The organism is Olsenella uli DSM 7084 (genome assembly GCF_000143845.1).
GTDB lineage: Bacteria > Actinomycetota > Coriobacteriia > Coriobacteriales > Atopobiaceae > Olsenella > Olsenella uli.
Genome location: NC_014363.1, coordinates 429030 through 455238, shown reverse-complemented (window position 1 = coordinate 455238; position 26209 = coordinate 429030). Strand labels below are relative to the sequence as shown.

At 60.8% G+C, this 26209-nt stretch carries 26 protein-coding genes; 7 read left to right on the top strand and 19 right to left on the bottom strand.

Going from position 1 to position 26209, the window contains the following annotated elements:
* Positions 1 to 104: 104 nt before the first annotated feature.
* Together OLSU_RS02060 and OLSU_RS02055 are read left to right on the top strand one after the other, a co-directional pair.
* Positions 105 to 797, top strand: a complete 693-nt coding sequence (locus OLSU_RS02060; RefSeq protein ID WP_013251291.1) for an iron-sulfur cluster assembly scaffold protein — start codon at positions 105 to 107, stop codon at positions 795 to 797.
* A gap of 19 nt (positions 798 to 816) precedes the next feature.
* Positions 817 to 1830 (top strand): GGGtGRT protein, encoded by a 1014-nt coding sequence (locus OLSU_RS02055; RefSeq protein WP_013251290.1) that lies wholly within the window; start codon positions 817 to 819, stop codon positions 1828 to 1830.
* Between the two features lie 204 nt (positions 1831 to 2034).
* On the opposite strand, the gene OLSU_RS02050 is transcribed toward OLSU_RS02055, so the two are convergent.
* Complete coding sequence (locus OLSU_RS02050) at positions 2035 to 2553, bottom strand: PTS sugar transporter subunit IIA (protein ID WP_013251289.1); 519 nt, start codon at positions 2551 to 2553, stop codon at positions 2035 to 2037.
* 362 nt (positions 2554 to 2915) lie between these two features.
* Between OLSU_RS02050 and OLSU_RS02045 the strand changes: the two genes are divergently transcribed.
* Positions 2916 to 3800: a DegV family protein gene (locus OLSU_RS02045; RefSeq protein ID WP_013251288.1), complete on the top strand. Its 885-nt coding sequence runs from the start codon at positions 2916 to 2918 to the stop codon at positions 3798 to 3800.
* Positions 3801 to 3909: 109 nt separating this feature from the next.
* Here OLSU_RS02045 and murI read toward each other — a convergent pair whose 3' ends face one another.
* A complete protein-coding gene (gene murI / locus OLSU_RS02040) occupies positions 3910 to 4683 on the bottom strand; it encodes a glutamate racemase (protein WP_013251287.1) in 774 nt (257 codons plus the stop codon).
* Positions 4684 to 4897: 214 nt separating this feature from the next.
* On the opposite strand from murI, the gene OLSU_RS02035 reads away from it, so the two are divergent.
* The 3 genes from OLSU_RS02035 to OLSU_RS02025 all read left to right on the top strand — a co-directional run bounded on the left by OLSU_RS02035 (position 4898) and on the right by OLSU_RS02025 (position 6639).
* A complete protein-coding gene (locus tag OLSU_RS02035; RefSeq protein WP_013251286.1) occupies positions 4898 to 5329 on the top strand; it encodes an FKBP-type peptidyl-prolyl cis-trans isomerase in 432 nt (143 codons plus the stop codon).
* A 52-nt stretch (positions 5330 to 5381) separates the two neighbouring features.
* Entirely contained in the window at positions 5382 to 5822 is a 441-nt protein-coding gene (gene pth2, locus OLSU_RS02030; protein ID WP_013251285.1) for an aminoacyl-tRNA hydrolase, read from the top strand.
* A 193-nt stretch (positions 5823 to 6015) separates the two neighbouring features.
* The gene (locus OLSU_RS02025) at positions 6016 to 6639 is read left to right on the top strand and encodes a histidine phosphatase family protein (protein ID WP_013251284.1); all 624 of its coding nucleotides are present in this window, start codon (positions 6016 to 6018) and stop codon (positions 6637 to 6639) included.
* Between the two features lie 328 nt (positions 6640 to 6967).
* Here the strand turns inward: OLSU_RS02025 and OLSU_RS02020 are convergent, their stop codons facing one another.
* The 16 genes from OLSU_RS02020 to asnS all read right to left on the bottom strand — a co-directional run bounded on the left by OLSU_RS02020 (position 6968) and on the right by asnS (position 24724).
* On the bottom strand, positions 6968 to 8473 hold the full coding sequence (locus OLSU_RS02020) for an FGGY-family carbohydrate kinase (RefSeq protein WP_013251283.1): 1506 nt from the start codon (positions 8471 to 8473) through the stop codon (positions 6968 to 6970).
* 85 nt (positions 8474 to 8558) lie between these two features.
* Positions 8559 to 9920, bottom strand: coding sequence for a PTS galactitol transporter subunit IIC (locus OLSU_RS02015; RefSeq protein WP_013251282.1), 1362 nt, complete (start codon positions 9918 to 9920; stop codon positions 8559 to 8561).
* Between the two features lie 57 nt (positions 9921 to 9977).
* On the bottom strand, positions 9978 to 10259 hold the full coding sequence (locus OLSU_RS02010; protein ID WP_013251281.1) for a PTS sugar transporter subunit IIB: 282 nt from the start codon (positions 10257 to 10259) through the stop codon (positions 9978 to 9980).
* A gap of 70 nt (positions 10260 to 10329) precedes the next feature.
* Complete coding sequence (locus OLSU_RS02005; protein WP_013251280.1) at positions 10330 to 11181, bottom strand: class II aldolase; 852 nt, start codon at positions 11179 to 11181, stop codon at positions 10330 to 10332.
* A gap of 342 nt (positions 11182 to 11523) precedes the next feature.
* Positions 11524 to 12255 (bottom strand): GntR family transcriptional regulator, encoded by a 732-nt coding sequence (locus OLSU_RS02000; RefSeq protein ID WP_013251279.1) that lies wholly within the window; start codon positions 12253 to 12255, stop codon positions 11524 to 11526.
* A gap of 276 nt (positions 12256 to 12531) precedes the next feature.
* Positions 12532 to 14244 (bottom strand): dihydroxyacetone kinase family protein, encoded by a 1713-nt coding sequence (locus OLSU_RS01995; RefSeq protein WP_013251278.1) that lies wholly within the window; start codon positions 14242 to 14244, stop codon positions 12532 to 12534.
* A gap of 82 nt (positions 14245 to 14326) precedes the next feature.
* Positions 14327 to 14977, bottom strand: coding sequence for a dihydroxyacetone kinase family protein (locus OLSU_RS01990; RefSeq protein WP_013251277.1), 651 nt, complete (start codon positions 14975 to 14977; stop codon positions 14327 to 14329).
* A 54-nt stretch (positions 14978 to 15031) separates the two neighbouring features.
* Positions 15032 to 16024, bottom strand: a complete 993-nt coding sequence (locus OLSU_RS01985) for a dihydroxyacetone kinase subunit DhaK (protein WP_013251276.1) — start codon at positions 16022 to 16024, stop codon at positions 15032 to 15034.
* Positions 16025 to 16037: 13 nt separating this feature from the next.
* Positions 16038 to 16628 (bottom strand): hypothetical protein, encoded by a 591-nt coding sequence (locus OLSU_RS01980; RefSeq protein ID WP_013251275.1) that lies wholly within the window; start codon positions 16626 to 16628, stop codon positions 16038 to 16040.
* Positions 16629 to 16731: 103 nt separating this feature from the next.
* Positions 16732 to 17400, bottom strand: a complete 669-nt coding sequence (locus OLSU_RS01975) for a class II aldolase/adducin family protein (protein ID WP_013251274.1) — start codon at positions 17398 to 17400, stop codon at positions 16732 to 16734.
* Between the two features lie 120 nt (positions 17401 to 17520).
* Positions 17521 to 18909: a PTS galactitol transporter subunit IIC gene (locus tag OLSU_RS01970; protein ID WP_013251273.1), complete on the bottom strand. Its 1389-nt coding sequence runs from the start codon at positions 18907 to 18909 to the stop codon at positions 17521 to 17523.
* Positions 18910 to 18993: 84 nt separating this feature from the next.
* Complete coding sequence (locus OLSU_RS01965; protein ID WP_013251272.1) at positions 18994 to 19284, bottom strand: PTS sugar transporter subunit IIB; 291 nt, start codon at positions 19282 to 19284, stop codon at positions 18994 to 18996.
* A 66-nt stretch (positions 19285 to 19350) separates the two neighbouring features.
* Complete coding sequence (locus tag OLSU_RS01960) at positions 19351 to 19824, bottom strand: PTS sugar transporter subunit IIA (RefSeq protein ID WP_013251271.1); 474 nt, start codon at positions 19822 to 19824, stop codon at positions 19351 to 19353.
* Between the two features lie 260 nt (positions 19825 to 20084).
* Entirely contained in the window at positions 20085 to 22187 is a 2103-nt protein-coding gene (locus OLSU_RS01955; protein WP_013251270.1) for a BglG family transcription antiterminator, read from the bottom strand.
* Between the two features lie 260 nt (positions 22188 to 22447).
* A complete protein-coding gene (locus OLSU_RS01950; RefSeq protein ID WP_013251269.1) occupies positions 22448 to 23299 on the bottom strand; it encodes an HAD family hydrolase in 852 nt (283 codons plus the stop codon).
* A gap of 21 nt (positions 23300 to 23320) precedes the next feature.
* Positions 23321 to 24724: an asparagine--tRNA ligase gene (asnS, locus tag OLSU_RS01945; RefSeq protein ID WP_013251268.1), complete on the bottom strand. Its 1404-nt coding sequence runs from the start codon at positions 24722 to 24724 to the stop codon at positions 23321 to 23323.
* Positions 24725 to 25097: 373 nt separating this feature from the next.
* On the opposite strand from asnS, the gene OLSU_RS01940 reads away from it, so the two are divergent.
* Positions 25098 to 25613, top strand: coding sequence for a GAF domain-containing protein (locus tag OLSU_RS01940; RefSeq protein ID WP_013251267.1), 516 nt, complete (start codon positions 25098 to 25100; stop codon positions 25611 to 25613).
* A gap of 132 nt (positions 25614 to 25745) precedes the next feature.
* Here OLSU_RS01940 and OLSU_RS01935 read toward each other — a convergent pair whose 3' ends face one another.
* Positions 25746 to 26207 carry a pyridoxamine 5'-phosphate oxidase family protein gene (locus tag OLSU_RS01935; RefSeq protein ID WP_013251266.1) on the bottom strand — a complete coding sequence of 154 codons (462 nt, stop codon included), beginning with the start codon at positions 26205 to 26207 and terminating at the stop codon, positions 25746 to 25748.
* Positions 26208 to 26209: the final 2 nt, after the last annotated feature.

Sequence of the window (26209 nt, the reverse complement as noted above, 5' to 3'; positions counted from 1 at the left end):
ACAAGTAAGTATAAACTAGGACTGGTCGGCCCTAGGGCCGGCGTCGCCAGACAAAGGCGCCCAGGAAAGGGACCTAGGCGCTCTATGTGGTGGAGAGGAGAATCATGCAGTATTCCGCAGAAGTGGAGAAGATGTGCCCCGTTGCCAAGGGCGCATACCACGGCCCTGCGCCCATCCCCGAGGAGGGCAAATGGGTACAGGCGAAGGAGATCTCTGACATCTCCGGTTACACGCACGGCGTAGGCTGGTGCGCTCCCCAGCAGGGTGCCTGCAAGCTCAGCCTGAACGTCAAGGAGGGGGTCATCGAGGAGGCCCTCATCGAGACCATCGGCTGCTCGGGCATGACCCACTCCGCCGCCATGGCCGCCGAGATCCTGCCCGGCAAGACCATCCTCGAGGCCCTCAACACCGACCTCGTCTGCGATGCCATAAACGTCGCCATGCGCGAGCTCTTCCTGCAGATCGTCTACGGACGTACCCAGACCGCCTTCTCCGAGGACGGCCTGCCGGTGGGCGCCGGCCTCGACGACCTGGGCAAGGGCCTGCGCTCCATGGTCGGCACCACCTACGGGACCAAGGAGAAGGGTGCGCGCTACCTTGAGCTCGCTCAGGGCTACGTCACGCACCTCGCCCTCAACGACAAGGACGAGATCATCGGCTTCGAGTTCCTCAACCTCGGCAAGTTCACCGATGCCCTCAAGGCCGGCACCGACCCCAAGCAGGCCGTCGACGACGCCATGGGGCGCTACGGCCAGTGGGACAACCCCGCCAAGGTCATCGATCCCCGCGAAGAGTAGAGAAGGGAGCTGAGCTTACATGGCAGTTACGTTCGAAGGCTACGAGCGTCGCATCGACAAGATCAACAAGGCGCTTGCTGAGTACGGCATCGCCGATCTCGAGGAAGCCCTCAAGCTCTGCACCGACAGGGGCTTCAACCCCTATGACATCACCAAGGGCGTCCAGTCCATCGCGTTCGAGAACGCCGCCTGGGCCTACACGCTCGGCTGCGCCATCGCCCTGAGGAAGGCCGAGAGGGGCGAGGTCACCAACGCCTCCGAGGCAGCGGCGGCCATCGGCGAGGGCCTGCAGGCCTTCTGCGTCCCCGGCTCCGTCGCCGAGGACCGCAAGGTCGGCCTGGGCCACGGCAACCTGGGCGCCATGCTCCTGGGCGAGGACACCGAGTGCTTTGCCTTCCTGGCCGGCCACGAGTCCTTCGCGGCCGCCGAGGGCGCCATCGGCATAGCCAACAACGCCAACAAGGCCCGCAAGAAGCCGCTGCGCGTCATCCTCAACGGCCTGGGCAAGGACGCCGCCCAGATCATCGCCCGCATCAACGGCTTCACCTACGTCAAGACCAAGTTCGACTACTACACCGGCGAGCTCACCGTCGTCGAGACCATCCCCTACTCCGATGGCCCCCGCGCCGCCGTCAACTGCTACGGAGCCGATGACGTCCGTGAGGGCGTCGCCATCATGTGGCACGAGAACGTGGACATCTCCATCACCGGCAACTCCACCAACCCCACGCGCTTCCAGCACCCCGTCGCGGGCACCTACTTCAAGGAGCGCACGCTGGCGGGCAAGAAGTACTTCTCGGTCGCGTCCGGCGGCGGTACCGGCCGCACCCTGCACCCGGACAACATGGGCGCCGGTCCCGCCTCCTACGGCATGACCGACACCATGGGCCGCATGCACTCAAGCGCCCAGTTCGCCGGCTCATCCTCCGTCCCCGCGCACGTGGACATGATGGGCCTCATCGGCATGGGCAACAACCCCATGGTCGGCTGCACCGTGGCCTGCGCCGTGGCCGTCGAGGAGGCCATCGCCTAGCGAGGCACCATCCATTCTGCCCATCAGAGACAGCTGGCCCGCCGCCCCAGTGGGACGGCGGGCCTTTCGTTGGGGGCGGCAGGCGAGGCAGCCGATGGGAGCTCGACACAAAGGGCAGGCCGTCGCGCACGGTAGCAACCATGCGCGACGGCGCCCGCGCACGACGGCGGCCCGCCCTCCCAACAGGCGATGGAGGCGAGGCGCCTACCTTCTCACGATGAGTGCGGGAGAGCCTGCGGAGACCTCCCCGAGCTCCGCGGGCTCGACGGAGGAATAGTCGTCCGTGTTGGTGATGGCCATGAGCACCGCGTCATCGTGGCCGGCGGCACGGATCTTCTCGGCCGAGAAGCGCAGCAGGGGCTCGCCGGCGCGCACGTGTGCGTCTTTCTCGACAAACACCTCGAAGCCCTCGCCGTGCATCTCCACCGTGTCCACACCCACATGGATGAGAACCTCCACGCCGTCGTCCGACGTGATGCCGATGGCATGGAAGTTCGGGGCGCCCGCAGCAGTGAGGGTGCCGGACACCGGGGCGTACACGACAGACGCGCCCGGTTTGATGGCGCAGCCCTTTCCCAGCGCGAGACAGCTGAACACCGGGTCGGACGAGTCCTCGAGACGAATCTCCTCGCCGCTGACCGGCGCAAGGACCACCCCCTCGGATGGCGTGACTCCCAGAGCCTCCGGCTTGGCAGGACGCTTGAACCTGTCGAAGAATCCCATCGTCTTCCCCCTCTATCCCGTGATTTGCTGGCAAGCCCTTGGGGCTAGGCCCCTGCGAGCACTCCCATTATCCCTCAGCGCGTCAAAGGAGCGAACGACTTATGCGCTCTTGGGCTGCCCTCTGCCGAACCATCAGCGGCCCGGGAGAGTCCATGCGTCCGAAGGCACGTTCCCCGGGACCGAGGCAGCCCATGTGGAATGTAGAAGGGTGCATCCTACTGCCAGGAACCTACCGATGCATATGGTAAAGCAGGCTTGCCTACCCACAACCTCTCGCATAAGGATGTATTCTTCTACCGCTATGTCCCACCACTCCGGCTACAATTTGCTCAGACGCGCCCACTACGATTTGGAGACCCCCGATGCCCAACTACACTCTCTGTTGCTGCTCGACGGCAGACGTGACCGAGGACTTCCTCAAGGAGCGTGACATCCGCTACGTATTCTTCAACTACGAGCTTGATGGCGAACAGTGCAAGGATGACTTCGGTCTGACCCACTCCCCCACCGACCTGTTCGCACGCATGGAGGCAGGGGCGCAGACCAAGACCTCACAGGTGTCCGTGGGAGACTACATGGCATTCTGGCGCCCGATGCTCGCCTCCGGCCAGGACGTGCTCCACGTCACCCTGTCCTCGGGCATCTCGGGCACCTACAACTCGGCTTGCACCGCACGAGACGAGATCGCCTCCGAGTTCCCCGACCGTCGCGTCGTGGTGGTGGACTCCCTGGCCGCCTCGTCCGGCTACGGCCTGCTCATGGACAAGCTGTCCGAGCTCAGGCGCGCTGGCATGGACCTCGACGGGCTGGCCGCCTGGGCGGAGGCTCACAGGCGAGAGGTGCAGCACTGGTTCTTCTCGTCTGACTTGACCTTCTTCATCCGTGGCGGTCGCATCTCGAAGACCGCGGGCTTCTTCGGCAACATGCTCAAGATCTGTCCGGTCATGGACGTGGAGCCCGATGGCTCGTTGGCCGTACGCGAGAAGGTCCGTACCAAGCGCAGGGCCGAACGACGCGTCCTGGAGCTCATGCGCGAGCTGGCCCAGGGCGGCGATGGCTACGGTGGCAAGGTGTTCATCAGCAACTCCGCCTGCCTGGGAGACGCGCAGGACGTCGCCCGCATGATCGAGGGGGAGTTTCCCCAGATGGATGGCCCGGTGCAGCACTTCGACATCGGTGCCACCATCGGCTGCCACACCGGTCCCGGCACGGTTGCCACGTTCTTCTGGGGCAAGGAGCGCGCCTAGGCCCGCCTGGGCCTCGCGTCCGAGGGACACCGTCTAAGGGGCACAACTCGAGGGGGCACCCCTCGAGGGGGCACCTGGACCTGCCTAGGTCCCGAACCTGGAGGGGCGCTTAGACCTCGAGCCTGAAGAAGCGTTCGTAGAGGTCAAGCTGGCCCGGGCCCCTGAGGCTGGAGGCAAAGGCGACGCTGCCCGGGGCATCGCCTTCGGCGAGAAGGTCGCGCTCGGCGAGAAGCGAGCGGAGCCTTCTCGCCGCACCGGTGCCGCCATCGAAGAGGGGCACGTCGCCCACGACGTCGCGAATCTGCGCGCGGACGAAGGGGTAATGCGTGCAGCCCAGCACCACGGAGTCGACGGTGCCCCGATAGCGGCCCACAAGGGTCTCGATGAGTCCGTGCAGATCGGGGGCATCGAGGTTGCCCTGCTCGATGCGGTGGGCCAGGCCCACACAGGGCTCGCCCAGGATCTGCGAGCTGGAGCCGCACTCCTCGGCCAGCCTGTGGTACTTGTCGAGCGCAAGCGTGACCTGCGTCGCCATGACCAGGATGCGTTCGTGCCTGGGCGCCCGGGTGGCTGGCCTGATGGCTGGCTCCACGCCGACGATCGGCAGGTCGGGATACTCGAGGCGCAGCCGCGCGGCAGCGACGCTCGTCGCGGTGTTGCAGGCGATCACCACCGCCTTGGCGCCACGAGCCGCCATGTCGTCCACGATGCCGCGCGAGAGGGAGAGGATCTCGTCGGGCGTCTTGCCGCCATAGGGGTTGTTGGCCGAGTCACCAAAGTAGCAGAAGTCCTCATGCGGCAGCTCATCCACCAGGTGGCGTAGCACGCTGATGCCGCCCACGCCCGAGTCGAAGACGCCCACGAAGCTGCTCTTGTCCGCCACGCCGCCTCCTTCGCGCCACCACATGCCATACCGATGGTCTTCCATCATATGACGGACAGATGGTGCTGTCATGGACGGCTCCGCAGGTTTTGGGTACAGTCAGTCTCGCACGGCAGCCGATGGCACGACCGTTGGCAGGGAGACGGCCGGCGGTATGACAGCGGCCGACGGCACGACGGAACCACCCCACGACTACATGACAGGAGTCACACCCGTGAGCAACGAAGGCAAGAGGGTCAAGGTCCACTACGTTGGCACCTTGGACGACGGCACCAAATTCGACAGCAGCCGCGACCGAGGCGAGCCGCTGGCGTTCACCTGCATGGCCGGCCAGATGATTCCCGGCTTTGACCAGGCGGTCCGCGGTATGGAGGTAGGACAGACGCTCACCGTGCACCTCGAGCCCGCAGAGGCCTACGGAGAGCACCACGACGAGCTGGTCCGGGAGTTCCCCATGACGCAGGTGCCCGAACACATGCGTGGCATCTCCGTGGGTGAGAAGCTCTTCCTTAGGTCACCGCAGGGCGCCCCCATCCCCGCCACCGTCCGTCGCGTGACGCCCGAGGCACTCTACCTTGACATGAACCACGAGATGGCCGGGAAGGCCCTCAACTTCGAGATCGAGCTCCTCGAGGTCGAGGGTTAGACCACGGCAGCGACGGCAAGGCGGCAAGATGCCCCGGTGGTAGGAGCCTTTGATGACAGTCTCTTCCTACAAGTCGAAGCAGATGATCGTGATGCGACGCGACCTCAAAATGCGCAAGGGCAAGATTGCCGCGCAGTCCGGGCACGCCTGCGTCGAGGCAACCCTCATGGCACTGGCACGGGAGGGGCGGTTGGGCCAGGTCCGCGTCACCGACGACCAGTCCTGGGTCTACCTGGACGACGAAGGGACGGAGCCCACGCCCCTCTCGGATTGGTTTGACGCGGGCGTCGCCAAGGTCTGCGTCTACGTGGATGGCGAGGACGCCCTGCTCGACGTGGCCCACCAGGGCCGTGAGCAGGGATTTGCCGTCGCGCTCGTACGTGACGCAGGCCTCACGGAGTTCCACGGGGAGACCACCTACACCTGCCTCGCCTTCGAGCCGCTGCCCGCCAGCAAGATCGACCCCATCACAGGCAGCCTCCCTCTGTACTAGGCCCGTAACGAGGATCGCATGGGGCGCGTTGGATGGCTGGCGCGATACGCGCATCGCGCCAGCATCTGGATGATGGCGGGCCTTCCGCTGCTCCACGAGTGTCGGCCTCATACTTGACCTTGTGCCCCAGACACGCAATCGCAAGTGCGATGATGAGTAGAATTGGGACGGGAAACGTCGCCACGGAGGACTTATGGGATGCAAGGTCATACTCATTCGCCATGGGCTCACCTACTGGAACGCCAGGAAGATGATGCAGGGTCAGGTCAACATTCCCCTCAACGACGTGGGAGTCCGACAGGCAAGGGGCCTTGCAAGGCAGATCTCTCCATTTCCACTTGACGTCTGCTACGCCAGTCCCCTGGGACGTTCGCTCAAGACGGCACAGCTCGCCCTCGAAGACCGCAACATACCCATAATCAAGGACGAGCGCCTGATCGAGCATGGCTACGGCCTCCTCGAAAGCACCAGCTATCGCCGGACACCCTGGTTTCGGCTCACCTCACAGGCATATAACTACGAGTGCCGCCCCGAACGCTACCGCGCGCCCATTGGCGGGGAGACCTTCGAGGACGTCTACGCCCGCGCACGCAGCTTCATAGACGAGGTGCTCCTGCCGGAGGCGGAACGACACGACGGCATCCTGGTGGCGGGACACGGCGGGGTCAACTGCGCCATCATGGGATGTCTGTTTGACATACCTCTCAAGGACTTCTGGAGCGTCAAGCAGGCCAACTGCGGCTACACCGTCATCGATGTCGACAACGGAACCCCCGCCATCGAGTACTCGACTCCCGTGGAGGTCAATGCGAGGTAGGCCGGATGGTCCGAGGTGGGCCGGATGGCCCAACGCTCCCCTCGGCCCGTCGTCGGCTGGGCCCGGCGTGCGCACAGACCCGATCGAACGGGCCCGGCGTGCACACGATTTCGAAACGCGTGCACGGGCCCGTCTCCGAACTGGGCTTTTCTCGCCTGCGTGCACACGATTTCAAAACGCGTGCACGCGCAACAAAACATGCGTTTGCAAAAGCATGCATCTGTAGGGCAACCCCCAAGACGTCGCGCGCCGCACCGATCACGACCAGGGTCCCGGAGGGCGGGAGTCCCTTCCAATCACCAGCAGACGGCATGTTCGTGCGCAGACGTTACAGTCGGTCCTCAAATGCCCGTATGGAATCACACAGTGGGACGTAGCGATTCTCATACACATCCTGAAGTCGCTCATGACGATGGGAGTCAGGTTCATACAGGGAGCTGTCGAACGAAAGCTCGCAGGAAAGCCCACGCTGGCGAGCGGCCACGAGAACCGCACCCAAGGCAACCGCCTCCTGCACATCACAACCGATGACAGGAACCCCTAGCACATCCGCCTTCATCTGCATCCACAGCGGATTCTTTACCGCAGGCCCGATAACCTTGATGTTCGATGCAGCCCTTATGCTCTCGTCCGACATGCACCGGAAAAGTCGGTTGAACTCCATGCAGACGCCAAGATGCAGCGAGTAGACCAGATCATCTCTCTTCGTCGTCTCGCTCAGCCCATAAAAAACGCCACGGGACTTTGGATTCCTATGTGGGGGGCCACTGCCTCTCAGGTGAGGGACAAAGAGCACGTCGCTATCGATAGGCCGGTTGTCGACAGGTCGGCATTTAACATACCTGTCGTACAAATCAAATTGGCCTCGACCAAAAAAATCGTCAGGATTCATGCCAAGAACAGAAAGCCCCCATTGAAAGGAGAAGCCGGCAGCCGGGACCGAAGTGTAAAACGAGTAAGCCCCGTCGAGGACGTACCTCCCGTTACTCAGGTTGCGATCAAACGCCTCGTCACCAAGCTTCGGTTCCTTACCTAGGGAGAGGATCCCCTCAGAGGTACCCGTCGAGTTCAAGATACTGCCTTCGCTCATCACGCCACATGCCATCGACCCAACCATATGGTCGTGACCAGCAACGCATACCTCACATGCCGTTGGGAGTCCGGTCACCTTGGATATATCCGCAAGAACGGTACCCCGAGACACGCCACTCCTTTTCACTGCAGGGAAAAAGGTATGGGGTAGCGAGAACCTATCGAGTATCTCGTCGGATACAGTCGCACTCTTCATGTCCAGCACCGCAGTTCTCGAGGCCAGTGTCTGATCCTGGCCCTGCTCTCCACACAGGTACCAGGCTACAAAGTCCGCCAAGGGAAGCCAGACGGCATCGCCGATGTCCGCGCCGTTGTCGCGAAGCCAGAGGATCTTGAACAGAGCTGAGTTGGGATGTACCGGCAGGCCAGTTATCCCATACATGCGGCGTGCATAGCCTTCGCGGCATACTGCGTTGGAGTATGTCTCTCCACGACGGTCATACCAAAATATCGAACGGCCGTCGAAGCTCCCGTCTCTGTGAACGAGGACCCCAGATTCGCCGACACTTGCTATCGATACGAATCTGACATCGCGGGAGCTGGCACCCAATCGTTTCGTGCAATGGCGCAGTGACCCCACGATCCTCTCCATCAGCACATTGATGTCGTAATCAACGTGCTCGCCCTCGACGGTGCGAGGGCTCTCGAACTTCTCGGTATCCATGACCACGCATGACGAGAGATCACATAAAACGACCTTGCTATTGGTGGTGCCGACATCGATACCAATCGCATAGGGCATGGCCGTCTCACCTCGTTTTCAGAACTGATGACTCATAAAAATCGGGCGTCGCATCATATGCGGCGCCCGGCAGGACCAGATTGGGCTAGCCCTCCATATACGCCTGCCTGTGAGTCACCCTCCAGGTGAAGGCTACGAGCACGGCGACGATGACCGCCACGACGGCCGCAACGATGTTTCCAGAGAAGACCTGGTAGATGAGGTATCTAAACGGGTTGCCACCATCAAGGAAGGCTGTGACGAGGCTACCACTCGCAGAGGTGTCATATCCGACGCTTGTGGCCAGCTGGGTGATGAGAGGCGCGGCGGCAGAGCATACGAGAAGATCGCCGATCAGGCAGGGAATGGCAATGATGACTGCACGCACTATGTTCTGATTGCACGCAACGACAATCATTGAGCAGAAGACGGCCATGTTCGACAGGTCAGCGACCGGAAGCGTCTGATTACCGGGAACGAGGAAGGCAAGGAGGATGGCGATGGGGGTCAGGAGGAGGCCCGTCGATATGATCGCGGGGTTGCCAATGGCCACGGCAATGTCCAGACCGATATAGAAGTCCGCGCGGTCAGGGAAACGCCTCGCCATGAAGTCCTTCACGCCATCCGAGATAGGGATAAGGCCATCCATGAGTATGCGGACCATGCGCGGGAGGATGTACATGACCGCACCAAGATTAATGGCGAGCGCAAGAACACCCTTGAAGTCATAGCCGGCGAGCAACCCAAGGAGCATGCCGAGCATGAAGCCAACCATCATCGGCTCACCAAAAATACCGAAGCGCTTCTGGATCGTCTCTGGGTCGGCATGCAGCTTGTTGATGCCGGGGACCTTGTCGAGGATCCAGTTTCCCAGCAGTCCAATAGGAAAGAACACGGCACTGGACAGAGTCGGCAGGGAGATGCCAGGAAGGTTGCAATATTTCTGGACAAGCGGCGCACACCAGTCGGCAATCTTGATAATGATGACCGCAGCGATCGCAGACCCGAGGAGGCCGAGCGCAAAATTGCCCGTAGCGACATAGACAAGGCAACCGGCAAAGGCAAAGTGCCAGTAATTCCAGATATCAATGTCAATGGTCTTCGTCCACTTTACCGCCAGCATGACAAGATTGATAAGCAACGTCAGGACGATGGCAAAGGGCGCGATAGGTGACCCCCACGTGATTGCCGAAAGCGGTGCCCATCCAAGGTCTACTGCCGGAAGGCTCAGCCCAGTTCGCTCCACGATTGCCTGCGCGGCCGGACCGATCTGCTCGCCCATCAGACTGAAAATTGCGAAGACGCCAACGAAACCGATCCCGACGACCAGTGCCGACCTGAATGCCTTGGCAGGCTTGATGCGGAAAACAAGGGCCAGGACAAAGATGACCAGCGGAAGCATGACCGTCGCGCCAAAGCCCAAAATGTACTGCACTATGTCGTACAGCGTCTGTGTCAGCCCATCCATCTGCGTTCGTTCCCTTCTCTTCTAGCCAAGCGAGCTCCGTTATCACCTCAGCGCATCTCACCTCAGCGCGTCCGCGATCTGGTCGAGGACCTCCTGCGACCCCCACCCCGTGAGGATGGGAAGGCCGCTCATGACGGGGACGTCGAGCTTGTACGGAATGTTCGTAGTGGCGACAATCAAATCGAAGTCATCGGCGATGTTCGGGACGCTCGCAACATTTCGCTGGTCATAGTCGAACTCGATGCCTTGGTCCTTGCAGTACTCGATGACCTTTTCCTCAACCACTGTGGACGTTGCGATGCCAGTCGCACACACAAACAGAACCCTCTTCTTCGTCATGACCAATCCTTCCCTTCTCCCCACCCAGTCCAACATTCAGCAGACCAGAGGACTGCTCACGCATCGGAGACTAGACGACAGGCATCTCGGACGCGTTCATTGCCATCGTCTTTTGATATGCCACTTCTGTAACGGCATGGCGCGCATCGAGAAGGACGGAGGCGAGATTTGCCTCGTTGTGATTTGTTTCGTATCGCAATGCAATCGCGCGAATGAACGCCCGCCTCAGATCGCTGGCAATGTTAACCTTGATCATCCCGTACCGCCTCATCGCACGAATCGTCTCATCGGGAATGCCCGAGCCCCCATGCAGCACAAGAGGCACAGGCGCGACCTCGGCAATCTTCGCAAGGTGGCTCAGGTCGATCTTGGGCCTCTCTTCAAGGCCATGGACATTGCCGATAGACACGGCAAGCGTGTCGCAGCCCGTCCGCTCGCAGAACTCTGCCACCTGGGACGGATCGGTGTGACTGTCCGCCTCAGAGACGTGATCGTCCTCTTTACCCCTAATCGCACCAAGCTCTGCCTCAACCGACACGCCATAGCAATGGGCAAAATCGACGGCCTCGCGAGAGAGCCGGATGTTCTCCTCGAAGGGAAGTGCCGCCCCGTCAATCATCACGGACGTGAACCCCGCAAGGACTGCCTGTCTTACATCCTCCAACGCCTTGCCGTGATCAAGGTGGAGCGCAAACGGAGTGACGTAGTTCTCGGCTGCCATGCGTGTTGTCTCGGCAATGAAGTCATATCCGGTAACCTTCACGTTTGTCGGGGCAATCTGGATGATGCCGGGCATTCCCGCTCTGTCGAACGCATCCATGATGCCAAGGGTCATCTCGACGTCTGTGGTGTTGTACGCCGGAAGCATGATGTCGTTCTTCTTTGCAATCTTGATAAGGTCACCCATATTGATGAGAGGCATGGCCGATTCCTTCTCTTGAACCTGCTGGGATACACGACAAAAGCCCTGACGTCGTCCTGTCGTTCTCTGATTACTGCGTATTTATACAAATGCGCACAGATGCAGACAAGTTTGTAATCTGTGTACAAAGCAGGGCCTCTAGATAGGATCTGACCCACGTCACAGGCCTGCCAACTCTATAAATACCTTATTAAAATAACTGTATGCCTGTTTGCGCCAAGCAGATTTGTATCTGGCCGTCTATACAAACACGGTCTTTTGCACGCAGTGAAAAAACCTCCCGTGCCACTCGCAGGGAGATTCATACCGCTCACGACGTCAAGATTCAAACGGTAGCCCAGGCTACGTCCTTAGCAACACCGTACCCACGACATACCTGTTGGCCTTTAGCCAGACGTTTCCCCACTCCGTGGGCGTATCGTCATCATAGAATATATGTTGCTCGAGATGCAGGATTGGCGCATCTTCGCTTACCTTCAAGACCCTGCCGCGTTCCTCTCCTGCGACCTTGGCGGCATACTTCACGCGCGAAAAGCCCAGTCGGTGCTTGGAGCATCTCTCTAGGCTCTGAAACAACGGCTCGGTCTCAAAATCAATCTCTTCGATCCCCGGACAGACTGTCCGATTGATGCGATTCTCGATATACATTACCGGCTCGTCTTCAACAAGGCGCACTCGCCGCATATAGAAAACCGGCTCGCCGATGGCAATACCCAGTTTCTTGCTCAGGAAGTCATCCGCTGGAATAAGCTCCTTACCAAGAACCTCCGTGGTGAACTCTATGCCCTGCGCTCTGAGCGACTCGGCGAAGGACAGCAGGGTGCTCCCCGATGGATGCGAAAAGCGGTTGGATTCCGTAACGAACGTCCCCCGTCCACGATATTGAACGAGAAGTCCCTCATCAACGAGCGTCTTGATGCCTTTCTTGATGGACCCCCTGCTCATTCCCAACTGCTCGCACAATTCGAATTCAGTAGGGATCTTCTTTCCCACTTCCCACTCGTGGTTATATATTTTTTCACGGATATAATTACAGGCCTGGACATGCAGCGGTGTCGTGCTGTTGCTTTGCACTCAACCACCCCCGCGTCTCTCAGCCACCAGACATACCCTAGGCGCAGTACCAAGAAGGAGAAGCCGCCCTGGCTTAGACAACAGCCGTATGTGAATCATAGCCTATCGTGTGATGCCATCCGGGTCCAACGCCCCCCTCGGCCCGCCGTCGGCCGGGCCCGGCGTGCGCACAGACCCGATCGAACGGGCCCGGCGTGCACACAGATCCGATCGGCCGGGCCCGGCGTGCACACGATTTCGAAACGCGTGCACGCGATCCTCGTCGCGCGCGCATTGTCAGGCAGGACGGCCTGGGCCCAAGGCGGCCCTTATGCAGAGGGCCATGGAGACGGCGCCTGCGTCGGGCGTGCCCAGGCTCCGCTCGGCTGCGGGACGGGCGCGGCCGACCTTCGGGACCAGGTTCGCGGTCTCCTCAGCCGATTTCTGCGCAACCTCGGCGGCCACAGACCAGGCGTCCCTGAGGGACCTGCCCTCGGCGGCCTGCGCCTCAAGCTCCTCGCCAAACGGAATCAACACATCGAGCATGGTCTTGTCGCCACGATGGGCACCACCTAGGGAGAGCATCCTCTCGTAGGCGGCCTTGACGGCCTTTGCGGCCAGACTTGCGTCGTAGGACTCGGCCTGGTCACCCACGACCTCGCCGGCAGCCTCGAGGGCAGAGCCCCACAGGACGCCAGAGGTGCCACCGGCCTTGGCTGCCCAGGCCCTGCCAGCCTCCTTGAGCACGGAGCCTGCGGCAGCGCCCCTTTCGCGCGCGGCCTTGGCGGCGTCGGCGGCGAAGGTGGAGCCCTTCACCATGCCACGGCCGTGGTCGCCGTCACCGGCGACGCCATCGATCCTGGCAAGGTCGTCCTCGGCATCGACAATGGCGGCCTGCATGCGCGCGAACGCGTCGACGATGCCGTCCGCTGCGGCGTTCGAGGCCTCGGAGCCCTCCTCGAAGGTCTCGGCAGCCTCGACAGACTCGGCATAGACCTTGCGCTCGCCAGCGGCCATGGAGCTTGCGCCCTTGCGGAACGAGGCGGTGTCACAGGGAGCGCTCCAAAAGGTCTCGAGCTCATCGTCCAGAAACTCGACGGCAAGGGCGATACCTTCCATGTCGAGGGACGTCACGTACTCGCCCACCAGCGGCTCGACCAGCGTGTAGCCCCTGTCCTCGAGGAGCCCGCGCACGGTACCCCAGACCACGAAGAGCTCCTCGTACTTGGTGGAGCCCAGGCCATCCAGGATGACGGCGATGCGCTTCGAGTCGTCGGCAGGCGCCTCGGCCAGGACGCGGTCGACCAGGATCCGGGCAACCTCGGCGGCAGGCCTCAGGTCATCCTCGCCTACGCCAGGCTCCCCGTGGATGCCCTGGCCGATCTCCATCTTGCCCTCGGGAACGTGGAACAGCGGTGCCGCCTCGCCAGGCAGCGTGCAGCCACGGAAGCCCATGGACATGGTGCGCGTGCGCTCGTTGGCCTTCTCGGTGATGCGGACGAGGTCGTCGAACGAGACGCCGGCTGCCGCAGCGGCACCGGCGGCCTTGAAGACCATGAAGGTGCCCACGTTGCCGCGACGCTTCTCCTTCTCTTCGGCCTTGGCGGCCGCGACGTCATCGGTGATGTAGAAGGAGCGGCAATCGACGCCCTCCCCAACAAGGCGGTCGCGGGCCATGTTGAAGTTCATCTTGTCGCCCGCATAGTTACCGCCGACGATGAAGATGCCCCTACCGTTGTCGACGGAGCGAGCGACCCCCAGGACGTCCTCGGTGGAAGGAGAGGTGAACACGTTGCCCACCACGGTCCCGTCCATGAAGCCATCGCCCACGATGCCGCAGAACGCGGGATAATGGCCGGAACCACCACCGTTGATGACGGCGATCTTGCCTTCGGGCATCTTGGTCGCACGGGCGACACCACCGGGGACCTCGACGACATAGTCAGGATACGCAGCGACATAACCCCTGAGCATGTCCTCGCGGAAAGTCTTGGGATCGTTGTAGAGCATGCGAGTCTCCTTTCGACTGGCTGAGAAGCGGTAGAACGGCGCAGGGAGACGCTATCCCACCTACGCCGCTAGGGTTGGTACGCTACTGTTGGTCGGCGAAGTAGTTCTTCAGGCCCTCAAGCATGTACTTGCCTGCAAGGGCACCCTGGTCGACGATACCCTTGGCCTTGGCTGAATGGACGGCCGCCTTGCCGAACTTCGGGAGCATACCCTTAGTGGCCTCACAGCCCTCTTCGGCACCTTCGACGGCGGCGGTCAAAACGTCCAGGAAACTGGCCGAAGCATCGGACTCAACCAAGGCAGCTGCCCGCTTCGCCCCCGCATCGACGGAATCTAGGATGGTGCGGTCGCCAAGCTCGCATTTGCCACGCTTCCTGATGCCGATGGCAAACTGGGTTACGTACGTGACCATGTCAGCAGGGACAAGCTCGGTCTTGCCCCTGAATGCCTTGCTAGCCTCCATGATGCCCGAAGACATCAGAGTTCCCATGGTAGAGGGTACGGTGTTCTGCATCTTCATGGCACCCTTGAGCATCATCTTGCCGATGTCACCCTCTCCCGTAAGGTCACGCAGGAAGGCAGGAAGAGCACCATAGCCCTTGCTCATCGTGAGACCGAGGTCACCGTCACCCATGACAGCATCCATCGCGCAAAGCTCGTCTCTCTTCTCGGCAAAGAGGATGCCGACATAGTCAAACATCTGCGGAATGTTTTCAATCGTAAGCTTATCCATCACTCAAGCCCTCCAAGCTCGGTGCCCACCAACCCCTTTGCGAGCGCACAAAGACTACTTCTGGCACAGGAAGGGGGTATCGATGGGATAGTCAAAGTAACCTTTGAGCTCATCGTCGACCTTGCAGATGGAGATGGAGGCACCCATCATCTCCATGGAGGTGGCGTACTCTCCGGTCCAGGAGCGATAGACACTGATGCCCTTAGTCTCGAGCTGCTTGCGAACCGAGTTGTTGAGGATGTAGAGCTCCTCGACTGAGGTGGCTCCAAGGCCATTGACGAGCAGCGCGACCTCATCACCGTCAGTGAGAGGCATGTCGGTCAGAATCTCGTCCACAGACTCCTCGGCAAGCTCATCTGCGGTCTTGACGGGGCCGTTCCAGACACCGGGCTCACCATGGATGCCCATACCGAATGCCATCTCGTCCTCGGCAAGCTCGAAGTTGGCACGACCGACCTCGGGGACGATGCAGGGAGTGAGCGCAAAGCCAACGGTGCGGACGTTATCGCCAGCCTTCTTGGCTGCAGCAAGGACCTCGCCCAAGGTGCCCATCTGGTCGGCCCTGGCGCCAGCCGCCTTGTACATGAAGAAGATTCCAGCGACACCACGGCGAGACTCGGGATCCTTGTTCGAGAGGATGTCATCAGCGCCCACTATGGACCTGGCCTCGATATCGTCCATCTCGAGCATCTCGGCAGCCATATCGAAGTTCATGATGTCACCAGTGTAATTGCCGTACAGGAAGAGGACGCCGGCACCAGCCTCAACCTCAGTAGCGATGTTATAAATCTGCTCGGCCGAGGGAGACTGGAACACACCGCCCACACCACAGCCATCAAGCAGCCCCTCGCCAACATAGCCAAGGAAGAGAGGCAGGTGACCCGTACCTCCACCAGTGATGATGGCGACCTTGCCCTCCTTCTTCTTGGCGGCGCAGTAGCAGCGCAGGTCATTGGCCGCATACTTTACCTGATCCGGATGTGCGGCGTAGATGCCAGAGAGCATCTCGTCCACGTAGCTCTCGGAACTGTTGATGATCTTCTTCATGCTTGCAGTCCTCTCAGCCAAGGAAATAAACGATGTAGTTGGTAATCACGGTCAGGAAGAGGTAGACGGTCTCCATGTACTGGAAGGGCAGGTGCTCCTCTCCCTTGTACTTGGCCGTCCAGATATATCCGAGATAGAAAGCCGTCGCGATATCAATACCAACCATGTCAAAGTTCGGGCTCGGGAAGAGCCAGCGCATGACAACGAACACCGCGAAGAACGACATTCCTATGTAGAGGGACCACTTCTGGTCTCCCTTGATCATCTGGTTGTAATAGAGCAGCGCGTCCTTGTCGGTCCTGCCGTAGCGCCGTTTGGCCTCAAGCGCTGCGCGGACCACATACATGGAGAGTGCCCCCACAAAATACAGGACGGCAACAAGAGCTGTCGTGAGCAGAGTCCCTCCCACGAAGAGAACGCGGGCCGCCAGAACCCAGACGGCGCAGACGGCCGCGAGCTCAACAAGTGATGCAACACGTGATCCCGCGGACACCGGCTCCGGATGCCTGCGCTCAGAGACCTTAGGGAGCGAAAAGCCCTTGCGGTTGGTCTGATTCGGGGCGTTGCCCTCTGCCGACTTCTTCCTTGGATTCTTCTTACTCATCTCACAGCTTCATTCTTCTTGGCCGTCCATGTGTATCCGTCATCCAATCATGTTGTCAGAGGGCTCACCCCCCCAAGGGGGTGAGCCATGATCATGAAGACGATTACGCATTGGGGAACTTGATCTCCTTCGGGTACTCCCACTTCTGAAGCTCCTCGACGGGGAAGGACTTGGGCTCCTGGCCGCCATTTGCAGTAAGGGCGTGGTAGTAGAGCTCGGCAAGCTCCTCGATGTAGCAGACCTTGAGATAGGCCTCGTCGATGTTGTCCTCGTCAACGGCAACGGATCCATGCCCCTGGAGAAGGAGGACGTCAGCTTCCTTGACAGAGTCGACAACGGAGTCCGCAAGAGCGGGGGTGCCGGGACGGCCATAGGGAGCGACCGGGATGCGAGCCTTGGAGCAGTTCAGGTTTGCGATCTCGTAGACGACCGCAGGGATGGGCTTTTCGAGGACGGCGAAGGTTGTCGCAAACTGGGAGTGGGTGTGGGCGATTGCCCTTACGTCCGGACGGGTCTGGTAGATCTTGAGGTGCATCAGAGATTCCGAAGTCGGACGAAGTCCCGTCTGGTTCTCGACGACGTTGGCATCGAGATCCATGACGACCATATCGGGAACGACAAGGTCCTCGCGGTCAACGCTCGTCGGCGTGATGACCACGAGACCGGTCTCCTCATCACGGGCGGAGAAGTTCCCGGACTTATGCTTGCACATGCCCTCCCTCTGTGCCTGCTTTGCGACGTTCATGACTCTGAGCTTGAGATCCTCCAGCATTTGATACCTCCATCTAAAGGTGCTTCCCCTAAAAAGGAGGCCGACAGGCGCGCCTTGACACCTGCCGGCCTGGAACAGCTGCGCAGAGCGTTGTCCACGCCGGTCCGGACTGCCTTTCGCTTACTCGGCCTGTGCCTCGGCAGCAGCCTTCCTGGCTTTCCGCTCCTTGGTGAGATCGTGATACATCAGAGCGTAGCCACCAATCCAGACAATCAGCATGCCCAACGGCAGGACGTTTCCGTTCTGAACGGCAAGGAACTGAGAGAACGCATAGGTGAACCAGGGGCCGTCAATCGAGGAGTTGGAGATGAGGCCGGAGGCACCCAGGGCGTCGGCGGCAACGGCGCCCGTAGAGGTCGCGAGTTCGGAGATGAACGGAGCAAAGGCGGTGCCGACGAGCAGGAAGATGGGCACGCCGATGGTGGAAAGGATGATCATACGCGGCAGGTTACCCTTGGTGACCAGGTATGCCGGGACGGCAAGCGCAATGTTAACGATGCCGGCGAAGGGAAGAATCTGGTTCTGTGGGAGGATGAACGCAAAGAGGACGGTCACGGGGATGCCGTAGATGACCGCAAGCCAGATCTCGTTGGAGCCACCAAGGAACGGCCAGTCAAGACCAACGACCAGCTGACGACCCTCGAACTTGCCGTGCATGTAGTCTGAGACCGCCTCGGAGATCGGGGATAGCGACTCCATGAAGTACTTGGAGATGACGGGGAACAGCGTCAGGCACATAGCACACTGGACGCCAAGGGTAAGAAGGGCACCGAGGTCATACTGGCCGAGAATTCCGAAGAAGCAGCCCAGGATGAAGCCGAGGACATGATTCTCCGCGAAGATGCCGACCTTCTCGTGCAAGGCCTCGGCATCGGCCTTGTGGTTGAGAGCCGGAATCTTACGGAGCAGCTTGTCGATCGGATAGTAGATTGCAGACAGGAAGACCATCTTGTGGGTGCAGGTGACACCGGGGATGCCGGTAAGCTCGCAGATCTCGTCTGAGAAGAGGTCGGCCGTCTTAAGCTCGAAGACAATCTGGATGGCGGCGATCACGAAGGCAAGAACGATGTTGCCGGTAAGTCCAACGACACCCACGGCCGTGAAGATCTTCCCCCAGACGTTCCAGAGGTCAGCGTTGAAGGTGTCGGTCTTGTTTGCGACGAGCATGATGATGTTGATGGCGATCATCAGGGGGAACATCAGAATCGCATATGGCCAGGACCAGGCGATTGCCGCCATGGTTGTCCACCCACCGTCGAGGATTGGCAGGTTGATACCGATGTTCTTCAGCATTGCCTCGCCGACGGGCGAGATGATCTCACCCATATAGCTGATGAGCATCGACATGCCTGTGAAGGCCACACCGAGCAAAATGCCGGAAGAGATTGCGTCTTTTGGCTTCATCCGGACGACGAGGCCCATGACAATCATGATGATGGGCACAAAGACGGCTGCTCCCACCGAGCTTAGGAAGCCGTTAACCCATGCACTTGCAGCTGCGAAGTCCACGCTTCTCACTCTCCTTCAACCATGTTTCTTCTCGCTTGCCTACCTGTCGTGTCCACGGTCGCAAAAATCGACTCGAGGGAACACCTAGCCCCGGTAGCTCTTGATCGCATCGAGCAGCTTCTCGTACTGCTGCTTCTGGCCGACGCCAGTCAGAAACGCAATGCCATCGATGACAGGCAGGTCGTAGGTCTTCTTGTCCCTCACGATGGTGATATAGGCAGCGGCATCCTTGAGATGGCGGTCGACGGACTTGAGGTCAACGGCCTCGACCTTTGCGTCGATCTTGTCGGCAGCAAGAAGACGATTGACCTTGGATGCAACCGTCTGGGAGGTGGCGACACCACTACCGCACGCAACGATCACCTTGACTGACATGTTCTCCTCCTTTTTGTGTTGCGGACCCCTTTTGGCACGCACGGCCAAGCCAAGTGGTCAGACGCACTATTCGTGCGCCCATTCCATGCTGTTGAACGCTTCGAAGAACTCGTCTTCGGTCTTCGCAGAGAAGAGCGGATTGACCCACTCGGACTTTTGGAAGTTGTGCATGAGAATCTGGAGCAGCTCGATATGCTCACCAGGGTCCTTGAACCCGAGCATGCAGACGAGCTTCACGTCAAACTTGTTGTCTGGATCGGACATATCGCCCCACTCAACCGTATTCTTCAGGCGCACGGGAGCTATGAAGGGTTTGAGGATGGCGTCTGCCATGGTATGGGGAATGGCTATGGGATACGGCTCGACCGGAAGCGCGGTCGGATATTGCGCCTCACGCTCCTTGATGGTGGGAAGGTACCTCTCATTGACATAGCCCTTTTCCAGAAACCTGGCACCCATGATGTCAAACACCTGCTCACAGCTCTTCGCATCGAGGTCGAGAGCGGTCAGGTCGCGCATGATGATTTCTTTTCCTAGCATGAAATGCTTCACCCCCATTCCGCATCTACGTGGTCATATGAACTGCTATGTGCTCAAGGACAGGCTATCGTCCACGAAACCGCCACACTAGCCAAAGGTCTTTCACGAGGAGGCGAGGCATATATGCTGGTCGATTCTTTTTCATGTTCTCGTGAAGCAAGGTGGTCTAATGGTCCTCAGAACCCCCATACCTGCGATCCGCGCGTCAGGACGGCAGACCCGCTCGATCCAACATCTTGGCAATCTCCCAAAATGCGGGGCTACCTCTGTATGACGAGATACTCATAGCGTTCTATCAGGCTCGCGGCCTCAAGGGGATCGGCGGCCTTGCGCATGTCATCCAAAAACGAGTTCCTCGGCATCACAATCATGTCAAGAAGATCGGCAAACGCCTTCAGATGGGTCTTGCGGTCCACCGCGCTGAGCGTGCACACGAACTCTATGGGGTCATTCTCGTCACTGCCAAAGCGGACGGGCCTCCTGAGCCGTATGAGGCTCATGCCCATCTTTATCGTCCCGTTCTCGGGAGACGAGTGGGGGATGGCAAAGCCGGGCGCCAAGACGATGTAGGGGCCATGCTTCTCCACCCCATGCACCATCGACTCGACGTAGCGCTCCTCTATGTAACCCATGTCCAGCAGGGGCTGTGCCGACTTTCGGATGGCGTCTCGCCAATCAGCGCAATCGACGTCGAGGCTGATGTGGCTTGGAGGGAGCAGCTGATGCAGATAAGGGGAGACGAGCTGGTCCTCCAGGTGCTGGGCCTCACGGAAGTATCGCCTGACCTCGATGCGAATCGCGTTCAGGAGGTCGGCGTCCTTCGGCACGCGATCGGCTATGACGGGCTCGATCCTGTCCAGCAGGCCCTGCGCGCTGAGATCGTCAAGATCGGAGGCCGACATGCGGATGCTTGACTCGATGGAGGCCAGCTTCTCGTGGATGAGGCTGTACTCGCTGTCCTTGAGTGGCAGCTTGATCACGATGTGATCGACGGGGCAGCTGTCGAGAGGCACCGTCGAGATGACGAGGTCGGCATGGTACGCCTCGATATAGGGAACGTCATGGGCCGGCATGACCTTGACGACCTTGATCTCGAAGTGGCCGCGCAGCTCCTCGGCAAGCAGCTGCGACGTTCCGATCCCACCGTCACATACGACGACGACGCGAGGGCGCACCCCCCTGTTCTTACGCCTCTCGAGGGCGGCGCAGATGTGGAGCGCGATGTACGTGACCTCGACTGGCGTGATCTCGCGACCAGCATACCTCTCGAGCTGTCCGACGTTCCTCTCGACGGCCTCGAGTACCTCGGGCTGGTCGTTGACGACCTCCATGAGGGCCGGCGTCTCGGGAAAGTGGGACGGCTCGGTCGTGAACATCGACTCGAGATGGTTGGAGAGGTACTCGAACAGGTCGTAGTCACCATTAAGGTCGACGCCGATCTCGCCCGACATGTCACGGATGAACATGCGGGAGAGCTTTTGGACCTGCATGTCATCGATGCTGAACTGGGTGCCTCCCTGAAAGCGAAGGGACTGCCCCAGCGCCGCAAAGAACAGCGCCTCGTCCGTACCCATGTCGACCAGGCAGTACTGGCTTACAAGCCCCACGACCTCACGCTCGAAACCACCGACGTCCTCCTGGGCGCAATCATGGTAACGGCCCCCCAGCTCCTCGAGGCGTGCGCCCCTACGGTTGCGCATGACGCAGATGCACAGGTGATTGGTTGCCAACCGAAAGGGTCCGTCCATCATCGTGATGCCGTGGGCATGGCACTGCTCGTTCATGATCTTCTTGACCGTCACGCCATCAAGCCGCATGGAGGCGTTCTCGGGAAGCGCGAGCCACTGGTCGACTATAGGCACCTTTCGGGTGATGAAGTCGCGTAAGAACGTGCGCTTGGCGCTCTCGCGCCCCCTGACGAGGATGCCTCGGCTGGGCTTTGACACGACCTCCAGCCCGCTCTCGGTTATTCGCCCCTTTATGCCGTCGAGGTCGTTGAGGATGGTCGCTCGACTGACCGAGAACAGCTCGGCGATCTCTCCTAGCGTCATGTAGTCCGTCGCGTTTATGAGGACCGCCGCACCGAGGTCCTTGCGCTCTTCGCTCGACATCTTGTAGGCAAACGTATCCTCGACCGGCAGAAGGCCCTCGACCTGCGCGAAGCCATCGGGAAGCACGATCACGCCCTTGGGGCCAAAGCTGATCTGGCCCAGGGACTGCTTGTCGAGGAACCGGTTGAGGGCCTTTATGTCGTTGCGAATCGTGCGCTCCGAGACCTCGAAGTGCCTCGCAAGGCTTGCCAAGCTGCATGGGCTTGATGTGCGAGAGAGCTTCTGAACGATGTGAACCGTCCTCTTGTTCATATCGACTATCAAACCCCCGACCGCAGAAGAGGAATGTGACGACACATAAGAAAATTCCTAGCACGCCCGCGATGCCATGAACTAAAAGTAACGCGTACGCAGCACGTTCGGTAAGTCGAAAGGCTTTCAAAGCCCCAAGAAGGGAGTTCGTCTAATGTGTCCTGCGCCCGTGCGGGCTGTCGATCGGCAGTGCGGCATGTCAGTTGGCCACGTGGACTGTCGGTTGGCCACGCGACGCGTCAAGTCATCGGTGCGGCGCGTCAGTCGAAAAACGACGGGACTCCCCCTCGCGCGCATGCCAAAGCGATGTCCTCAAGCGCGATGGCAACCGCATCGTCACGCACGTCGCCTATATGCCAACGTGCTGCCGCCGCGACCGCCTCGTCGGCGTTTGCCACGGCAACCGAGTTTGGCACTGCCCGCATCATGGAGAGATCGTTCTCCGAGTCTCCGAAGACCACGACCTCATCGAGCGAGACGCCCAGACGAGCGGCGATGAGGCGCACGCTGTCGCCCTTTTCCCAGTCCCCCGGATTGATGTCGATGACCTTTGCGGTCATGCTGGGAAAGACAAAGCGCAGCTCGGGAATCGACCGTCTCAGCCGATCGCGCACGTACGTCATCTCGTCACGATCGCACGAGCATTGCAGGTTTGCCTTGAGGTAGCCACGGTCCTCGACGTCAGACACGATGCCGAACACACTGACACCCCAGGTCTCGGGGGGATTTGCGCGTATTCGCTCGGGATGGGCCGTAACCAGGTTGACGTTGCGCAGGTCGTCAGAGTCGTAGATCGCAAGCCAGGCATTGGCGCAGAGGTCATCCAGCAGGCCTGCCACCCTGCGCAGCAAGGCCCCCTCGATGAGGGTCCTCTGGACAACCTCGCCGTCAATGGACACCACCTGGCCATTTGCAAAGGCGCCCGTGCGGTAGCATTCCTCGTCCTCGCAAAACATCGTCCCCATGCTTGCGGGAATACGGCCCGTCACCGGACCAAAGTGGGCGCCGGCATCGAGCAGTGCGTGGATGGCACGATTCGCCCTCGCGCTCGTATGCCCCACCCCAAAGGGAATGAGGGTGTCATCGAGATCGGTCAGGACGAGCCTGATCATGGCGCCTCAGTCCTTTCCCAGCTAGAAGTCCGCGTTTCCCACGGTGCGTGGGTGTGGGATGACGTCGCGGATGTTGTCCACGCCCGTCAGGTACATGACCAGCCGCTCGAAGCCCAGGCCAAAGCCTGCGTGGCGACAGCTGCCGTAGCGCCTGAGGTCCAGGTAGTACTTGTACTGACCGACATCCATCCCCAGCTCGGCGATGCGCCTCTCGAGAACGTCGAGGCGCTCCTCTCGCTGGGACCCACCGATGATCTCGCCGATGCCGGGAACCAGGCAGTCCGCTGCGGCAACGGTCTTGCCGTCATCGTTTTGCCGCATGTAGAAGGCCTTGATCGCCGCCGGATAGTCCGTCACGAAGGTCGGACGCCTGAAGTGCCGCTCCGTGAGGTAGCGCTCGTGCTCGGTCTGGAGGTCGACGCCCCATTCGACGGGATACTCGAACGTGGCGCCCGCAGCCTGGGCCTCTTGCAGGATACTCACCGCATCGGTGTAGCTGACGCGTGCGAAGTCGGAGCTGGCCACATGGCTCAGGCGTTCCCTCAGGCCCTTGTCCACGAAGCTGTTGAGCATGTCGATCTCATCCGGGCAGCGATCCATCACGTAGGTGATGACGTACTTGAGCATCTCCTCCGAGACGTCCATCTCCCCCGCGAGGTCGCAGAACGCCATCTCGGGCTCGACCATCCAGAACTCGGCGGCGTGGCGGCGCGTGTTGGAGTTCTCGGCACGGAAGGTGGGACCAAAGGTGTAGACGTCACCGAAGCTCATGGCAAAGTTCTCGCCCTGGAGCTGACCGGACACGGTGAGATTCGTGGCCTTGCCGAAGAAATCCCTGCTGTAGTCGACCTTCCCGTCCTCCGTCAGCGGGGGGTTGGCGGGGTCGATCGTGGTGACACGGAACATCTCGCCGGCACCCTCGGCGTCCGACGCGGTGATGATCGGCGTGTTCACGTAGACGAAGCCACGTCCCTGGAAGAACTGATGGATGGCAAAGGCCGCCACCGACCGCACGCGAAAGACGGCGCGAAACAGGTTGGTGCGACTGCGCAGGTGCTGCTGGGTACGCAGGAACTCGCGGGACTGGCGCTTCTTCTGCATGGGGTAGTCCGGACGCGCGGCCCCCTCGATCACGACCTCGGCCGCCTGGAGCTCGAAGGGCTGGGGGCGGTCCGGGGTCAGCGCCAGAGTGCCGGTGACGACGAGGGCCGATCCCACGGTCAGGGTCGTCACCTGGTCGTAGTTGGCGACCTTCTCGCGGTTCATGACCACCTGGACGTCCTTGAAGCAGCTGCCGTCGTTGAGGACGACGAAGCCGAAGTTCTTCATGTCCCGGATGGAGCGAACCCAGCCCGCGACGGTGACCTCGCTGCCGCCCAGCTCGTCCATCTGCGCAAAGAGCTGCGCGACCTTGGTGCGATCCATCAGAGTGAGCCCCCTAGGGTAGTGGGCACGGCCTTCTCTCTCGTTCGATATGCCACCTGCATGCCAAACGGCCATTGGACAAGATGCATGCCGGACGAGAGGCCCGCGCCGCCTTTGTTTCAGCCTTGCAACCATACCGCAAAAAGGGGTCCAGGCGAGCCCGGGTCCCTCGAAAGGGGCATATGAGGTGAGCTGTCCTCTGTATAGACGATAACTTGTCTCAACCACATAGGGCCAGGCGGCAGAAGAGCGCGCCATGCGTCAGAGTGGAGCCGTATAATCTGCCGTCAGAGCACCACATGATCAGCTGCCAGCAAGCTTGCATGGGCACCGGCCGCAAGACAGCTGGTTGCACGAGCGCATTGGGGATACCGTGCCAGACTACGAGCTCCTCGCCGCACAGATTCTGTCCCTCGCAGAGGAAGACCGCCACTGGTCTTGCGTCCTGTCGAACGCGTCGGCGCTCGTCTATGCCGCGCTCAACGAGAGCGTACCGGACTGCCGTGCCCCCGGGACCTGTGACCCCGCGGTGCCAACGGTCAACTGGGCTGGCTTCTACCTGATGCGCAGTGGTCGTCTCGTGCTGGGACCCTTCCAGGGCAAGGCCGCCTGCGTCCATATCGACCTGGGACGCGGGGTCTGCGGAACGGCGGCCGCAACGGACGGCACCCAGCTGGTGAAGGACGTGCACCGGTTCCCAGGACACATCGCCTGCGACAGCGCCTCGAACTCAGAGATTGCCGTGCCGCTGCACGCGTGCGACAGCGTTGTCGGCATACTCGACATCGATAGCCCCCTGCTTTCGCACTTCACCGAGACTGATGCGCGCGGGCTTGAGGCGGTCGCTCGCACAATCGAGGATGTCACGGACTTCTCGGACATTGTCTGAAGCGGTGGGTACAAGGGTGGTGCAATGCGGCATACGGCGCGATGCGATGTGCGCCGCACAGCGCGATGGACGTCATGCGGTCACGCCACTGACATCGAAGCATCCCGCGGACACGCGGACACGAGCAGGGCGCTACGCGTGGTGCTTGCCCGTAACGCGCTCCAGGTCCATCACGATGACAGATGTCCGGTCGAGCTGAGCCTCGAGGTAGCGCATCGCCCGCTCGGGTGGGACCATCGAGCTGTACTTGCCCAAAAGCGCCATGAGTCCCATGCGCTTCTCGGTATCGTCGTGCGCAGGGCGTATGGGACCAAACGCAATGACCGAGTCGAACGCCGTGGAGTACTGCGCCCCGTGGACCTCGGTGTTCATGACCACGGTCAGGCTCGCCCGTGGGTTGGCGCGGATGGCATCGAGCTTGTGGCTGGTCTCGGTCGTGCCGTGGAAGAACGCGCGGTCGCCCTCGACCGCATAGCTGAGGGGCACGCCATAGGGCTCGCCGTCCACGTCGACCAACGCCAGGACCGCATACTCCCCCACTTCCAGAATCTCCCGCGCACGTTCCGCAGGGACCACACGGTCCTGGCGTCTCATCG

Coding starts and splice junctions, on each gene's coding strand:
- OLSU_RS01985 (WP_013251276.1), bottom strand. CDS start 16,024: ATGAAGAAGATCATCAACAGTTCCGAGAGCTACGTGGACGAGATGCTC.
- OLSU_RS02055 (WP_013251290.1), top strand. CDS start 817: ATGGCAGTTACGTTCGAAGGCTACGAGCGTCGCATCGACAAGATCAAC.
- OLSU_RS01965 (WP_013251272.1), bottom strand. CDS start 19,284: ATGTCAGTCAAGGTGATCGTTGCGTGCGGTAGTGGTGTCGCCACCTCC.
- OLSU_RS01980 (WP_013251275.1), bottom strand. CDS start 16,628: ATGAGTAAGAAGAATCCAAGGAAGAAGTCGGCAGAGGGCAACGCCCCG.
- asnS (WP_013251268.1), bottom strand. CDS start 24,724: ATGGATCGCACCAAGGTCGCGCAGCTCTTTGCGCAGATGGACGAGCTG.
- OLSU_RS01995 (WP_013251278.1), bottom strand. CDS start 14,244: ATGCTCTACAACGATCCCAAGACTTTCCGCGAGGACATGCTCAGGGGT.
- OLSU_RS02025 (WP_013251284.1), top strand. CDS start 6,016: ATGGGATGCAAGGTCATACTCATTCGCCATGGGCTCACCTACTGGAAC.
- OLSU_RS02060 (WP_013251291.1), top strand. CDS start 105: ATGCAGTATTCCGCAGAAGTGGAGAAGATGTGCCCCGTTGCCAAGGGC.
- OLSU_RS01950 (WP_013251269.1), bottom strand. CDS start 23,299: ATGATCAGGCTCGTCCTGACCGATCTCGATGACACCCTCATTCCCTTT.
- OLSU_RS01955 (WP_013251270.1), bottom strand. CDS start 22,187: ATGAACAAGAGGACGGTTCACATCGTTCAGAAGCTCTCTCGCACATCA.
- OLSU_RS01935 (WP_013251266.1), bottom strand. CDS start 26,207: ATGAGACGCCAGGACCGTGTGGTCCCTGCGGAACGTGCGCGGGAGATT.
- pth2 (WP_013251285.1), top strand. CDS start 5,382: ATGACAGTCTCTTCCTACAAGTCGAAGCAGATGATCGTGATGCGACGC.
- OLSU_RS02045 (WP_013251288.1), top strand. CDS start 2,916: ATGCCCAACTACACTCTCTGTTGCTGCTCGACGGCAGACGTGACCGAG.
- OLSU_RS02020 (WP_013251283.1), bottom strand. CDS start 8,473: ATGCCCTATGCGATTGGTATCGATGTCGGCACCACCAATAGCAAGGTC.
- OLSU_RS01960 (WP_013251271.1), bottom strand. CDS start 19,824: ATGCTAGGAAAAGAAATCATCATGCGCGACCTGACCGCTCTCGACCTC.
- OLSU_RS01975 (WP_013251274.1), bottom strand. CDS start 17,400: ATGCTGGAGGATCTCAAGCTCAGAGTCATGAACGTCGCAAAGCAGGCA.
- OLSU_RS02005 (WP_013251280.1), bottom strand. CDS start 11,181: ATGCCTCTCATCAATATGGGTGACCTTATCAAGATTGCAAAGAAGAAC.
- OLSU_RS02050 (WP_013251289.1), bottom strand. CDS start 2,553: ATGGGATTCTTCGACAGGTTCAAGCGTCCTGCCAAGCCGGAGGCTCTG.
- OLSU_RS02015 (WP_013251282.1), bottom strand. CDS start 9,920: ATGGATGGGCTGACACAGACGCTGTACGACATAGTGCAGTACATTTTG.
- OLSU_RS01990 (WP_013251277.1), bottom strand. CDS start 14,977: ATGGATAAGCTTACGATTGAAAACATTCCGCAGATGTTTGACTATGTC.
- OLSU_RS02010 (WP_013251281.1), bottom strand. CDS start 10,259: ATGACGAAGAAGAGGGTTCTGTTTGTGTGTGCGACTGGCATCGCAACG.